We start from the raw sequence: 13,440 nt of genomic DNA on the forward strand, positions 1-13,440 counted from the left end.
GGCCTGCGCACTATCGACTCAGCCCAGCATCACCTTCAGTGCCCGGCAATCGACCGCGTGCCAATCCACCAGTTGCGGCCATGGGTTATCGGGCACATTCACCAATATCGTGCGCGCCCCCGCTGCGCGCCCGCAGTCCAGGTCAAAACGGTAGTCACCCACCATCACCAGCTCGCTCGGCGCCACGCCCCAGGCCGCGGCAATCTTCAGCAACCCATCCGGGCTCGGCTTCGGTGCCGCCTCGTCACGCCCGAGCACATGCTCTACCGGGAAGCAGTCCGCCAGGCCGATCGCTTCCAGCGTCACATGGGCCAGTTCCCGCGCATTGCGGGTCAGTATCCCCAACCGGCAACCACGCGCAGCCAGTTCGCGCACCAGTTCAACCGCCCCGGTCGCCGCGGTGGAGGCCTCCGCCAGCTCACGCTCATGCTCCAGCAGCCAGGCATGCTTGGCCGCGGCTTCGTCGGCTGGCAAAGCCGCCAGGTGGGTAAGGATGTCGTCTTCGGCAGGGATACCCAGCGCCTCCCGGATGGCGGCAAAGTCATGCACTGCCACGGTCAGGGTGCCGTCCATGTCGAACACCCAGTTGCGCACCTGCTGCAGGCTCATGCCCAGTCCTTGCGGTGACGAATCAGGCCTTCCTGGCTCGACGATGCCACCAGTTGCCCGGCCTGGTTGAAAATGCTGCCGCGGCAGAAGCCACGGGAATTCCCTGCCCACGGGCTGTCGGTGGCATACAGCAGCCACTGGTCGGCACGCAGGTTGCCGTGGAACCACAGCGAATGGTCGAGGCTGGCGATCTGCATGTCGCGCTGCCAAACCGACTTGCCATGCGGCACCAGCGCAGTGGTGAGCAGGCCGAAGTCCGAGGCGTAGGCCAGCAGGTACTTATGCAGGGCCGGCACGTCGGGCAGGTTGCCGTCGGCGCGGAACCACGCATATTTCACCGGGTCGCCTGGCTTGGGGTTGAACGGGTCACGCTCGGTGACCGGGCGAATCTCGATTGGCTTGGCGCACAGCACCTTGTCGCGGATGCGTTCAGGCAGATGGTCTGCCATGGCACGCGCCAGTTCCACTTCGGTAGGCAGGTTTTCCGGGCCGACCACGTCGGGCATCTGCGCCTGGTGGGCGAAGCCTTCCTCGTCGTACTGGAACGAGGCGCTACAGGTGAAAATGGTCTGGCCCTTCTGAATCGCCGTCACCCGCCGGGTACTGAAACTGCCGCCATCACGCACACGGTCCACCGAGTACACCACCGGCAGGCTGGCGTCCCCCGGGCGCAGGAAATAACCATGCAGCGAGTGCACATGGCGCGCGTCTTCGACCGTCTGGCTGGCTGCCGACAACGACTGGCCCAGCACCTGGCCGCCGTACAGCTGGCGGAAGCCCAGGTCTTGGCTGCGCCCACGGAACAGGTTCTCCTCGATGGCTTCGAGGCTCAACAGGTCGACCAGGTCGTCCAACACATGACTCATTGGGGCATCTCCGTAGAAGCGAGCCTTGCTCGCGCTGCGCCGCCTGGGCGGCGCTCGAACTCACAGGCGCCGAACCCCTTGCGGCCCAGCGCCCTTTCAATGGGCAAATAATACAGCGTTTGCCATTCGCACCGAGCATGGCTGTGCATTCAGGCGCGCAGGGTGTGCTCCCAGTGCGCACGGTCGATGCGGTACAGCACATGCGGGCGTAGCGGGTGGCCTGCGGGCAGGCGCGGGTGCTCGAAGCTGCCGCGCAGGTCTTGCTGCATGCCGATGGCCTGCATCACCTTCTGCGATGGCAAGTTACTTTCGGCAGTGAACGACACCACCTCGTTCAGGCGTAATTGGGCGAACGCACAGCGCAGGCAGGTCCACGCGGCCTCGCTGGCAAAACCCAGCCCCCAGTGGCGCCGGGCCAGGCGCCAGCCAATCTCCACGGCTGGCGCGAAATCGGCGTCAAAGTTTACCTGCAGCAAGCCGGTCATGCCGATGAATGCACCGCTGTCCTTGCGCTCCAGCGCCCACAAACCAAAACCGTATTCGTTGAAGTGCCCGCGTATCCGGCCAATCAGCGCGGCAGCTTCAAGGCGTGTGAGCGGTGCCGGGAAGTAACGCATCACCTGCGGGTCGGCACACAGCGCCGCAAATTCACGCAGGTCATCGTCGTGCCATTGGCGCAGCACCAGCCTTGCGCTTTCCAGTTGAAGGGTGGAGGTCATCGGGCCTGCTCCGGTTTTGCCGAATTACAGTCTACAGCGTAGGCGCCGGCGCGGTGTTCACCCAACGGGCCGCAACCGAATGCAATTTTCACACGCCCTTCACCGGCCCCCGACAGCTCGCTTAGCAAAATGCCGCCATCACTGCCGCGCCCGCCACGGCCCTGTCACTGGAGCAACGCATGCTATCGAGCAATACCCTGGGGCACCCTGCCATTCACGCCCGGCGCAAACGGCGCCTGTCTCGCAAAGCCCTTGGTGCCGCCCTTGGCTTGTGCATGGTCGTGGCGGCCTTGACCACCTGGCTGGCGACGAGGACGCATATCGTGGACCTTGGCAACGAGCAACAACTGAGTGACAGCGGCCTGCTGCAGAACTGGGCCGAGGGTGCCGTGATCGTGATGATCCGCCACGCCGAACGCTGCGACAGCGCCCCGGGCCCGTGCCTGGACGACCCCACCGGCATCACCGTGGCCGGCAGCCAAGCTGCCACGCGGGTGGGCCAAGGCCTGCACCAACTCGGCCTGGCCAACACCGACCTGCTCAGCAGCCCGAAACTGCGCACCCGGCAAACCGCGCACTTCATCCTCGGCCAGGCGGTGGCCAGCGAAGACTGGCTGGAAAGCTGCGACAGCCAGTTTGCCAGCGATGCAATGGCGCACAAACGTGCCGGGCACAACCTGGTGCTGGTGACCCATAACGGCTGCATCGATCACTTCGCCCGCCAGCAGCACGTGGCCGGCGGCGAGCGCGAAAGCGCCTACGCCAGCGCGCTGTTCGTTTCGGTGGACGGTAACGGCAAGGCACGCATCCTCGGCCGCCTGAATGAGCCCGACTGGCAGCGGGTGCTGGCCAGCGCCGCAAAATAGCAGTGGCCTGCTCGGGCCTCATCGCCGGCAAGGCAGCTCCCACAGGCGCTGTGGCAAACACCAGTCAGCCCTGATGCGGTCCCTATGGGAGCCGGCTTGCCGGCGATTGGGCAGCAAAGCTGCCCCGGCCATGGCAAGATCAGCACTGGCCCTGACCGCGACCTCCCCCATGCCGTTGCCGCTGATCTACCACGAAGACTACAGCCCGGAGTTCCCTGCCGAGCACCGCTTCCCGATGGACAAGTTCCGCCTGCTGCACGACCACCTGGTCGACAGTGGGCTGACCACCGACCAGGCCTTGCTGCGCCCAGACATCTGCCCCAACGATATCCTCGCCCTGGCCCACGACCGCGACTACATCGCACGCTACATGAATGGCGAGCTGTCCCGCGAAGACCAGCGTCGCCTCGGCCTACCCTGGAGCGAAGCCTTGGCCCGGCGCACCGTACGGGCCGTGGGCGGCTCGCTGCTGACGGCCGAACTGGCGCTGCAGCATGGCGTTGCCTGTCACCTGGCCGGTGGCACCCACCATGCCCACTACGACCACCCTGCCGGCTTCTGCATCTTCAATGACCTGGCAGTGATCAGCCGTTACCTGCTGGAGGCCGGCCGCGTCCAGCGGGTGCTGATCTTCGATTGCGACGTGCACCAGGGCGACGGCACCGCACGCATCCTGCACGATACCCCGGAGGCCATCACGGTCTCGCTGCACTGCGAACAGAACTTCCCGGCACGCAAGGCCAACAGCGATTGGGACATCCCCCTGCCGCGGGGCATGGGCGACACCGCCTACCTGAACGTGGTGGACGACACCCTCAACTACCTACTGCCGCTGTATCAACCCGACCTGGTGCTATACGACGCCGGCGTCGATGTGCACAAGGACGACGCGCTGGGCTACCTGCAACTGACGGACGCCGGCGTTGCCGCCCGCGACGAGGCCGTGCTGCGCCACTGCCTGGGCCGCGATATTGCGGTAATGGGTGTGATCGGCGGCGGCTACAGCAAGGACCGGGTGGCCCTGGCCAAACGCCACGGCATCCTTCACCACAGCGCCGCGCGTGTCATCGGTTGTTCACAATGACTGTGGAACCGCTTGTGGATAACCTGCGGGAAAGCCGCTGCAGGCCTTGACCAGCAAGGCCTGTAGAGCACTGGTTGTTTTTTGACCAGTGCTTCCGGGGGCAGCGCTGCGCTAGAATGCGCCTCTTTTCCACAGCCTGCTGCCCACCATGCCCGATTTCAACCCCGCATCGCCTCCCCTTGCTGTCGTCATCGGTGGCGGCCCCGCCGGCCTGATGGCCGCTGAAGCCCTGGCCCAGGCAGGCTTGGCGGTCGAGGTGTTCGATGCCATGCCTTCGGTGGGCCGCAAGTTCCTGCTGGCCGGTGTCGGCGGCATGAACATCACCCATTCCGAGCCTTACCCCGCGTTCGTGGCCCGTTATGCCGAACGCCAAGGTGAAATCGGCACGCTGCTGGGCGAGTTCGACGCGGAGGCTTTGCGCCAGTGGATTCACGGCCTGGGCATCGAGACCTTCGTCGGCACATCAGGCCGGGTATTCCCCACCGACATGAAAGCCGCCCCGTTACTGCGCGCCTGGCTCAAGCGCCTGCGCGACAGCGGGGTAGTTATCCACACCCGCCATCGCTGGCTCGGCTGGAACGCCGAGGGGGCCTTGCGGATCGCTTATCCACAGGGCGAGCGCCTGGTCAACGCCGCTGTGCTGGTGTTGGCGCTGGGTGGCGGCAGTTGGGCGCGCCTGGGTTCCGACGGCAGCTGGCAAGCGCTGCTGGCCGAACGGGCTGTGGATATCTCGCCCCTGCAACCGAGCAACTGCGGTTTCGAGGTAGCCGGCTGGAGCGCGCTGTTGAAAGACAAGTTCGCCGGCGCGCCGCTGAAGAACATCGCCCTCAGCGTGCCTGGCAGTGCACCGCGCAAAGGTGAGTTCATCCTCACCGCGCAAGGTGTGGAAGGCAGCCTGGTGTACGCCTGGTCGGCGCCGGTGCGTGAGGCCATCAACCGCGATGGCCAGGGCGTGCTGTTGCTTGACCTGTTGCCGGACAAGCCTGTGGACAAGATTGCCCAGGCACTGGCCAGGCCACGGGGCTCGCGCTCCATGGCCAAGCACCTGCACAGCCAGCTGGGTATCGATGGGGTAAAAGCCGCACTGCTGCGCGAGCTGACCGACCCTGCAACCTTTGCCAGCCCTGAAGCGTTGGCGCAGGCGATAAAGGCCCTGCCAATCACCCTGGTGCGCACGCGACCGCTGGATGAAGCGATCAGCAGCGCCGGCGGTGTGCGTTTCGAGGGGCTGGATGCAGGGCTGATGCTCAAAGGCATGCCGGGGGTGTTTTGTGCCGGCGAGATGCTGGACTGGGAGGCACCGACCGGGGGCTACCTGCTCACCGCATGCTTTGCCAGCGGGCAGCATGCCGGGCGGTCGGCTGCACAATGGCTCAAAGCCCAGGGCTGACACCGCCCCACTGTGGCGCCGCGAGGCTAAGGTTTACGCTTGCGCGGCCCGCCATTGAAGCTAGGTACCTTGCGCACCGCCTTCACTGCAGGCTCGGCATTGCCCCCCTCGGTGCTGTCCATCCAGCGCCCCAAGCCACGCTTGGCGCTGTTCTCTTTCGGCTTTTTGGGCTTCTTCGGCTTCTTGATCACCTGGCCACTGGCGTCGGTCATCGGCACCCGGTGATCCGGAATGAAGTCCGGTTCTTCATGACGCGGCAGGGTCTGGCGGGTCAGCACCTCAATCGCCGCCAGCAGCTGCACTTCATCGGCGCACACCAGCGAAATCGCCTCGCCCTTGTTGCCCGCCCGCCCGGTGCGGCCGATACGGTGCACGTAGTCCTCGGCAACGATGGGCAGGTCCAGGTTGACCACCAGCGGCAAATCGTCGATATCCAGGCCACGGGCAGCCACGTCGGTGGCCACCAGCACCTGGATTTCCCGGGCCTTGAAGCTGTCCAGCGCGCGCTGGCGGGTCGCCTGCGGGCGGTCACCGTGGATACCATCGGCATTCACACCCTCGGCCAGCAAGCGCGCCACCAACTGGTCGACGCCGTTACGGGTCTTGGCAAATACCAGCACCTGCTTCCAGCGCTGCTTGCGCATCAGGTGGCAGAACAGGTCTTCCTTGCGCTTTTTATCCACAGGTACCAGCCACTGCTTGACGCTGGCGGCAGTGGCATTGCGTGGGCTGACTTCAATACTCAACGGGTCATTCAGGGCCAGCCCCGCCAGCAGGCGGATCTGCTCGGAGAACGTGGCGGAAAACAGCAAAGTCTGGCGCTTGCGTGGCAACGCGGCATAGACCGATTGCAGCTCTTCGGCAAAGCCCAAGTCGAGCATGCGGTCGGCTTCGTCCAGCACCAGGGTCTGTACCTGGTTGAACTTGACCGCGTTCTGCCGGAACAGGTCGAGCAGGCGGCCAGGGGTGGCGACCAGCAGGTCGACGCCACGGCGCAGGCGCATCATCTGCGGGTTGATGCTGACCCCGCCGTACACCGCATAGGTGCTCAACGGCAGGTTCTCGGCGTACTCGCGCACATTGTTGTGCACCTGCTCGGCCAGCTCTCGGGTCGGCACCAGCACCAGGGCACGGATCGAGTTGCTGGCCACTTTCTCGCCTTCCAGGGCCAGGCGCTGCAGTACCGGCAGGGCAAAGCCTGCCGTTTTTCCGGTGCCGGTCTGGGCCGCGGCCATCAGGTCGCGGCCGGCCAGCACGGCGGGAATGGCCTTGGCCTGCACCGGGGTTGGGGTGGTGTAGGCCAGCTGCTGCAAGGTGCGCAGCAGCGGTTCGATCAGGCCGAGTTGGGCGAAATTCATGGCAATACCGTCAGGGGTTCAGCGAAGCCGGCAAGTTTACCGCATCGCCCCTGCCTACTTGCAGATTTCGCCTTTCAACGGCAACACGGGTTTGGCAGGCTTGCGCCACTGCGGCAGGCCGATCAGCACCACTGCGCCAATGATCACCGCCATCGCCACGCACTCTTCGGCACCGATCCGTTCACCGGCAAACAGGATCCCCAGCAGCACCGCCACGGCCGGGTTGACGTAGGCGTAGCTGGTGGCAGCTGCCGGGCGCACGTGCTTGAGCAGGTACATATAGGCGCTGAAGGCCAGGATAGAGCCGAAGAACACCAGGTAGGCCAACGCGCCCCAGCCGGCAGCGCTTGGTACCTGCGTCATGCGCTCGCCCGACAGCAGGCTGCCCAACAACAGCACTGCGCCACCCACCAGCATTTCGGCGGCACTGGCCATTGGCCCCTGTGGCAGGGGCAGGCTTTTGCTCCACACCGAACCGAATGCCCACGAGGCCGCGGCAAAAATGATCAGCGCTGCGCCAATCGGGCTCGCCTGCAGGTTGGACCCCAGGTTCAACAGGGCGATACCCAGCAGCCCAAGGGCAATGCCTGCCCACTCCAGTTTCGAATTGCGGTGCCCAAACAGCAGGCCGAACAGCAAGGTGAACAGCGGCACCGTCGCCACCGCCAGGGCCGCCACCCCCGAGGCCACGCCGGCGTGCTCGGCCACCGTTACCCCGCCGTTACCGCAACTTAGCAGCAGAAAGCCGATTGCCCCGGCAGCCCGCCATTGCGGCCACGTGGGTGCCGGCGCACCGCGCCAGCGCAGAAAACCGTACAGCAGGCTACCCGCGATCAGGAAACGCACACCGGCCATGAGCATCGGTGGCCAGCTCTCGACGCCAATGCGGATGAACAGGTAGGTGGAGCCCCAGACCAGGTACAGCGCCAGGAAGGCGCCGATGAGCAACCAGGGAATGCGACGGGAGGCAGGCATTGGAACACTCGAAATCCGTTTACGGGTGAACAGTCTAGGGGCCTGCCTGAGCGAACAGAAGTTACAGAATGGCTTGAAATGAGCGGCACACTTTCGGTGCGTTCGGTTTGAAGCGGGCGCCGCTTGAAGCGAGCGCCGAACACGCCTCAAGCATACTTGACCAGCGCCTCGCGCAGCTTGGCTGCCGGTGTTTTCTGCAACCGGCACAGCAGGCCATGCGAGAGCTGCTGCACACCATGCTGTTCTCGCAACACGCCGGCCAGGTGCTGCATCAGGTTGGCGGCCATTTCGGCATCGGCCATGGCCCGGTGCGCAGTACCGGTGTCCGGCAGCCCCGCCCAGCGGGTCAGGGTGCCCAGCTTGTGGTTCGGCGCTGCCGGCAACAGGCGCCGCGACAACAACAGCGAACAGGCAAATGACTGGCTGCGGCTGCGGCCGATGCGCGCCAGTTCGTAGTCCCAGAACTTCTGGTCGAACGCGGCGTTGTGCGCCAATAGCGGGGTTTCACCCACAAACTCGGCCACCTCGTTCATGACCTTGTCGACCGGCGGCGCACTGCGCAGCATCGCCGTGGTGATGCCGGTCAGCCCGGCCACGAATGCGGGTACCGGCACACCGGCGTTCATCAGGCTCTGGTAGCGCTCGACAATACGCCCGCCTTCCAGCATGACCACCGCCACTTCGGTGGCGCGGCAGCCGGCACCGGGGGAAATGCCGGTGGTTTCAAAGTCGATGACAGCGATACGTTCCACGAATGACCTCAGTGCTTGAGCAACAACTTACCCTCGATGGGTACATAGCGGCTGGCGGCACGGATCAGTGACAGCGCCGTCAGCCCGGGCACACCATACACCACCGCCTCAGTGCCGTGGCGCTGGATCACCCGCTCCAGCAGCAGGTCGAAATCGCCGTCACCCGAGGCCAGCACTACTTGGTCGACCCGGCTGGCGGCATCGATCACATCCAGGGTAATGCCCACGTCCCAGTCACCCTTGGCCGAGCCGTCGCTGCGCTGGATGAAGGGTTTGAGGCGCACGTCGAAACCAAGGTTGCGCAAGATCTGCTGGAACTGTTGTTGCTTGCTGTCGCCGCGGTCGATGGCATACGCCACGGCCTCGACGATCTGCCCTTCGCGGCAGACATCGGCCCACAGGGCGGTGTAGTTGAAATGGCAACCATGGGCTTGGCGCACGGTGTAGTAGAGGTTCTGCACATCGGCGAACAGCGCGATCTTTTTCACCTGGGAACCTCGTGTCTGGCCTGGAATACCGGGGCCGCTGCGCAGCCCCGGAAATGCCAGCAGTATGCCAGACCTGTCAGACGTAGGAGTCGTCGTCCGAGAAGAACCCACCGTCATCGCTGCTGTAGTCGGTGTCGGCGTAACCACCCTGGTCGCTGCCCCAGCCACCATTGTCGGCCACTTGCTGCTGCCCGCCCTGGTCATTCCAGCCACCACTGTCACTGGCCGGTGCAGGCTCTTCCTTGATCACCTCGACCACCTCTTCGGGCTGGGAGTTGTGGTTGAACAGGCTGCTGATACCTTGCGCCAGCAATACACCACCGGCCACACCGGCGGCGGTCTGCATGGCCCCACCGAGGAAGCTGCTGGCACCACTGCGTGCCGGCGCAGCGCCCACGCCAGGCTGCTGTGCCGGCGGTTGCGCGTAAGCCGGTGCCGCCGGCTCACGCCAGCCGCCAGCCGATGCCGCCGCAGGCGCTGGCCGCTGTGGCTGCACCGGCGGCGCTGCAGTGCGCCCGCCCGTACCAAAAATGCTGGACAGGAAACCGCCACCGCCAGCGCTGGGCGCACTGTTGCCGCCCTGGGCCGCCTGGGCACGGGCCTGTTCCAGCTCGGCCTGCAGTTGCTTGTTCTGCTCGTCGAGGCGCTTGAGCGCCGCTTCCTGCACCAGGATCGCCTGGGCCATGTAGTAAGGCGCAGCCGGCTGCTGGCGCAGGTGCTGCTCGATGCAGGCCTGGGCCTGCGGGTCGCGCGGCTGGCTGGGGTCTTCGGCTTGCTTGAGACGGCCGAACAGGCCGTCGATCAGGGTTTGTTCTTCAGTGTTCATGGGGCGACCTCATGGGTACCGGGACAACGGACAACCTCAAAGATGGGGCGTTGCGCCGCGCGATTCAATCGCTGCAAGGGTGAAACATTTTTCAGCAAGTGACAGCGCCACGCCTGCTTTGGGCTAAAGTGATGCACCTGTTTTTACTGCCATGCGATATAGCCCGATGAATCCGCTGAGCGTCCTGCGCGACTCCCTGTACTTTTTCCGCCGCCACCTGCCGAACATCATCCAGCTGTGCCTGCCGCTGGTCGTGCTGGAGGCCCTGCTCACCCAACTGCTGTACCGGCAACTGGGCGACCAGGCATCGCCTGCCTACGGCATGCTGATCAGCCTGCTGTGCTATCCGCTGTACAGCGCCGCCCTGATCCTGTACCTGGACACCCGTAGCCAGGGCCAGGACATCGCCAAGCGCGACCTGTTCGCCCGCGCCTTGCAGCTATGGCCGCAACTGGCCCTGCTGATCCTGATCAGCTCGCTGCTGATCATGGCGGGCCTGGCCCTGTTCGTCTTCCCGGGCGTGTGGATCATGATCAACCTGGTGTTCGCCGAGTACCTGCTGGTACTGCGTGGCCGGCCGGTGGTGCAGGCGATGCGCGACAGCGCCAGCATGACCACCGGGCATTTCATGCGCATCATGGTTTGCGTGGTCGCGGTGCTGGCACCGATCTGGCTGATCGACGGGTTGCTGCTCATGGCGTTCCCCGAGCCATCGCCGGCCATGGAGCTGGCCATGGACAGCCTCAGCGGCTTCCTGCAGCTGTTCAGCACCGTGGTGCTTTACCGGCTGTTCATGTTGCTGGAAGAAAAAGCCGGCGCCTGAGGGCGCCTTCCCGGTCGCCTGCCAGCGCGCAGGGGCACCGCGCCGCCTTCAGGTGCCCCGTGGCTTCGCCCGGGCCGTGGCCTCTGCCACCAGTGGGTCATCTGGCCAGTAGTGCTTGGGATAGCGCCCTTTGAGGTCTTTTTTCACCTCGGCGTAGGTCGTACGCCAAAAATTGGCCAGGTCCTGGGTGACCTGCACCGGGCGCCGTGCCGGTGACAGCAGGTGCAGCTTGACCTGCTGGCGGCCGTTGGCAATGCGCGGGGTGTCGGCCAGGCCGAACAACTCTTGCAGGCGCACGGCGAGGATCGGCGGGTTCTCGCTGTAGTCCAGCCGAATGTTCGAGCCAGAGGGCACGGCAAGGTGTGCCGGGGCCTGTTCCTCCAGGCGCTGCGGCAGCGGCCAGGGCAACAGGTTGCGCAGCAGCGATGGCAAGTTCAGGGCCGCGAAATGGCTCAGTCGGGAGACCTTGCCCAGATACGGCTGCAACCAGTCCTCCAGGCTGGCGAGCAAGGCCGCGTCACTGAGGTCGGGCCACTCGCTGTGGCCCTGCCCGGCCAGGTCCAGCTGGCGCAGCAGTGCCACCCGCGCCTGCCACTGGCGCAGTTCCGGCGTCCAGGTCAGCAGGTTCAAGCCTTTGCGGCGGACCAGCCCAAGCAGCGCGCGGGCTCTGGCGTCGTTATCCAGGCTTGGCAGCGGCTCACGGCTGAGCACCAGCTCGCCCACCTTGAGTTGGCGCTCGGCGCGCAATACCTGTTCACGTTCGTCCCAATCGAGCATGTCGACCTGCTCCACCTGCTCGGCCAGCACATCCTCGAACAGGCTGGGATCGAACGCTGCGGCCAGGTAGATACGCTCTTCACGCTGGCCTTGGCGGCTACCCAGGTCGGCGATTACCAGCCACGGGCACTTCATCAGGGCATCGACTTCGGCGAACAGCGCCGCCCGGCCATTGGCCAGGCGGTACTCGGCTCCCCCTTCGCGGCGCTGCTGGGCAACGCGGTCGGGGTAGGCCAGTGCCAGCAGTGCACCCAGCCAGCGTGGGTGGCCCGGGTCGGCGACCGCCGCGCTGGCCTTGCCCCGTAGCAGGCCACGGTACTGGCGCGACAGTTGCCGGGCACGCTGCACGCCACCCTGGCCGCCCCGTACCGCCTGGCTCTCGCCACTGACCAGCGCCAACCGGCTGTGCAGGTCTGCGCCACCGCCGCGCTGTATATCCCGCTCGCCCAGCAGCGCCGCCACATCGCAGGCCATCTGTGCCAGGCCCAGCGCCTGGCCGCGCAGCAGCAAGTGCGCAATACGTGGATGCGCCGGCAGCTCGGCCATGGCCTGGCCGTGCTCGCTGAGGCTGTCGCGGCGGCCTGGCTTGAACGCGTTCAGCCGCGCCAGCAGGTCCTGGGCCTGAGCGAAGGCGGCCGCGGGGGGTTGGTCAAGCCAGCGCAACTGCTCGGGGGTGACGCCCCAGCGGGCCAGTTGCAGGGCCAGGCCGGCCAGGTCCGCCTGCAGGATCTCGGCAGTGCCGTAGGCAGGAAGCTGGTCATGTTGGGCCTCGGACCACAGGCGGTAGCACACGCCCGGCTCCAGGCGCCCGGCACGGCCGGCGCGCTGGGTGGCACTGGCGCGGGAGATCCGCTGGGTGTCCAGGCGGGTCATGCCACTACCTGGGTCGAAACGCGGCACACGGGCCAGGCCGGCGTCGATCACCACCCGCACGCCCTCGATGGTCAGGCTGGTTTCCGCGATGTTGGTGGCCAGTACCACCTTGCGCTGGCCCGCCGGCGGCGGGTCGATGGCAGCCCGTTGGGCACTGAGGTCCAGCTCGCCATGCAGCGGGCACAGCAGGATCTCGGGGCGCTCGCCCAAGGCCTCTTGCAGATGCTGGTGCACCCGGCGGATCTCGGCCTGGCCCGGCAGAAACACCAGCACGCTGCCCGCCTGGTCGGCCAGCGCGTGCAGCACGCTTTCCACGACCCGGGGCTCGATGAATTCCCCCGGCTGGAACGGCCGCCCCCAACGGATATCCACCGGGTGCACGCGGCCCTCGCTGCGCACGACCGGCGCGTCATCCAGCAAGCGTGACAAGCGCTCGCCCTCCAACGTGGCAGACATCAGCAAGATTTTCAGGGGCGGGTCGTCACGCAGCAGCTCACGGCCGTTGAGGCTCAGCGCCAGCGCCAGGTCGGCATCCAGGCCGCGCTCGTGGTATTCGTCGAAAATCAGCAAGCCCACCCCTTCCAGTGCCGGGTCGGCTTGCAGGCGACGGGTAAGAATACCTTCGGTGACCACTTCGATACGGGTGCCGGGGCCCACCTTGCTGTCCAGGCGGATGCGGTAGCCCACGGTTTGCCCAACCTGCTCACCCAGTTCACTGGCCAGCCGCTCGGCCGCCGCGCGGGCGGCCAGGCGCCGGGGTTCCAGCATGAGGATGGTCTGCCCGGCCAGCCATGGCTCGTGCAACAACGCCAGTGGCACACGGGTGGTCTTGCCCGCCCCCGGGGGCGCCTCGAGCACCGCTTCGTCGCGGGTTTGCAAGGCTTGGCGCAAAGCGGGCAAGGCCGCATCAATGGGTAATGAAATCATGGTGGTCCTCGAACAGTCTGGCGAGTATAACGGCGAACCCAGCCTGCCCTATCATGGTCTTAGCATCAGGCGCAGGCGCTTCGCTTGCCCTGCTGAACACCCTTTCG

At 65.9% G+C, this 13,440-nt stretch carries 13 protein-coding genes; 4 read left to right on the forward strand and 9 right to left on the reverse strand.

Annotated features, from left to right (window positions below; all coding sequences use genetic code 11):
• Window positions 1–18: 18 nt before the first annotated feature.
• From APH30_RS03270 to APH30_RS03280, 3 genes are all read right to left on the reverse strand, one after another.
• Window positions 19–609 (reverse strand): HAD family hydrolase, encoded by a 591-nt coding sequence (locus tag APH30_RS03270; protein ID WP_029887396.1) that lies wholly within the window; start codon window positions 607–609, stop codon window positions 19–21.
• Window positions 606–1,475, reverse strand: coding sequence for an acyl-CoA thioesterase II (gene tesB / locus APH30_RS03275; RefSeq protein WP_009681790.1), 870 nt, complete (start codon window positions 1,473–1,475; stop codon window positions 606–608). Before tesB ends, APH30_RS03270 begins: the two co-directional genes overlap by 4 nt.
• Before the next feature lie 149 nt (window positions 1,476–1,624).
• Window positions 1,625–2,194, reverse strand: coding sequence for a GNAT family N-acetyltransferase (locus APH30_RS03280; protein WP_009681789.1), 570 nt, complete (start codon window positions 2,192–2,194; stop codon window positions 1,625–1,627).
• A 179-nt stretch (window positions 2,195–2,373) separates the two neighbouring features.
• On the opposite strand from APH30_RS03280, the gene APH30_RS03285 reads away from it, so the two are divergent.
• The 3 genes from APH30_RS03285 to APH30_RS03295 all read left to right on the forward strand — a co-directional run bounded on the left by APH30_RS03285 (window position 2,374) and on the right by APH30_RS03295 (window position 5,534).
• Window positions 2,374–3,060 carry a histidine phosphatase family protein gene (locus APH30_RS03285; protein ID WP_009681788.1) on the forward strand — a complete coding sequence of 229 codons (687 nt, stop codon included), beginning with the start codon at window positions 2,374–2,376 and terminating at the stop codon, window positions 3,058–3,060.
• Between the two features lie 169 nt (window positions 3,061–3,229).
• The gene (locus APH30_RS03290; RefSeq protein ID WP_009681787.1) at window positions 3,230–4,144 is read left to right on the forward strand and encodes a histone deacetylase; all 915 of its coding nucleotides are present in this window, start codon (window positions 3,230–3,232) and stop codon (window positions 4,142–4,144) included.
• Between the two features lie 148 nt (window positions 4,145–4,292).
• Window positions 4,293–5,534, forward strand: coding sequence for a TIGR03862 family flavoprotein (locus APH30_RS03295; protein WP_054911679.1), 1,242 nt, complete (start codon window positions 4,293–4,295; stop codon window positions 5,532–5,534).
• A gap of 26 nt (window positions 5,535–5,560) precedes the next feature.
• Here APH30_RS03295 and APH30_RS03300 read toward each other — a convergent pair whose 3' ends face one another.
• From APH30_RS03300 to APH30_RS03320, 5 genes are all read right to left on the reverse strand, one after another.
• Window positions 5,561–6,892, reverse strand: coding sequence for a DEAD/DEAH box helicase (locus APH30_RS03300; RefSeq protein WP_054911680.1), 1,332 nt, complete (start codon window positions 6,890–6,892; stop codon window positions 5,561–5,563).
• A 54-nt stretch (window positions 6,893–6,946) separates the two neighbouring features.
• On the reverse strand, window positions 6,947–7,867 hold the full coding sequence (gene yedA / locus APH30_RS03305; RefSeq protein ID WP_054911681.1) for a drug/metabolite exporter YedA: 921 nt from the start codon (window positions 7,865–7,867) through the stop codon (window positions 6,947–6,949).
• Window positions 7,868–8,013: 146 nt separating this feature from the next.
• Complete coding sequence (locus tag APH30_RS03310) at window positions 8,014–8,619, reverse strand: PolC-type DNA polymerase III (protein WP_029887389.1); 606 nt, start codon at window positions 8,617–8,619, stop codon at window positions 8,014–8,016.
• 8 nt (window positions 8,620–8,627) lie between these two features.
• The gene (locus APH30_RS03315; protein WP_009681780.1) at window positions 8,628–9,107 is read right to left on the reverse strand and encodes an NYN domain-containing protein; all 480 of its coding nucleotides are present in this window, start codon (window positions 9,105–9,107) and stop codon (window positions 8,628–8,630) included.
• A gap of 76 nt (window positions 9,108–9,183) precedes the next feature.
• Window positions 9,184–9,933 carry a DUF2076 domain-containing protein gene (locus tag APH30_RS03320; protein WP_029887388.1) on the reverse strand — a complete coding sequence of 250 codons (750 nt, stop codon included), beginning with the start codon at window positions 9,931–9,933 and terminating at the stop codon, window positions 9,184–9,186.
• 166 nt (window positions 9,934–10,099) lie between these two features.
• Between APH30_RS03320 and APH30_RS03325 the strand changes: the two genes are divergently transcribed.
• Window positions 10,100–10,756, forward strand: coding sequence for a YciC family protein (locus APH30_RS03325; protein ID WP_009685422.1), 657 nt, complete (start codon window positions 10,100–10,102; stop codon window positions 10,754–10,756).
• Between the two features lie 48 nt (window positions 10,757–10,804).
• On the opposite strand, the gene hrpB is transcribed toward APH30_RS03325, so the two are convergent.
• Window positions 10,805–13,333: an ATP-dependent helicase HrpB gene (gene hrpB / locus APH30_RS03330; protein WP_054911682.1), complete on the reverse strand. Its 2,529-nt coding sequence runs from the start codon at window positions 13,331–13,333 to the stop codon at window positions 10,805–10,807.
• Window positions 13,334–13,440 lie beyond the last annotated feature (107 nt).

Origin of the sequence: Pseudomonas sp. NBRC 111127 (assembly GCF_001320345.1) — a bacterium.
Classification (GTDB): Bacteria; Pseudomonadota; Gammaproteobacteria; order Pseudomonadales; family Pseudomonadaceae; genus Aquipseudomonas; species Aquipseudomonas juntendi.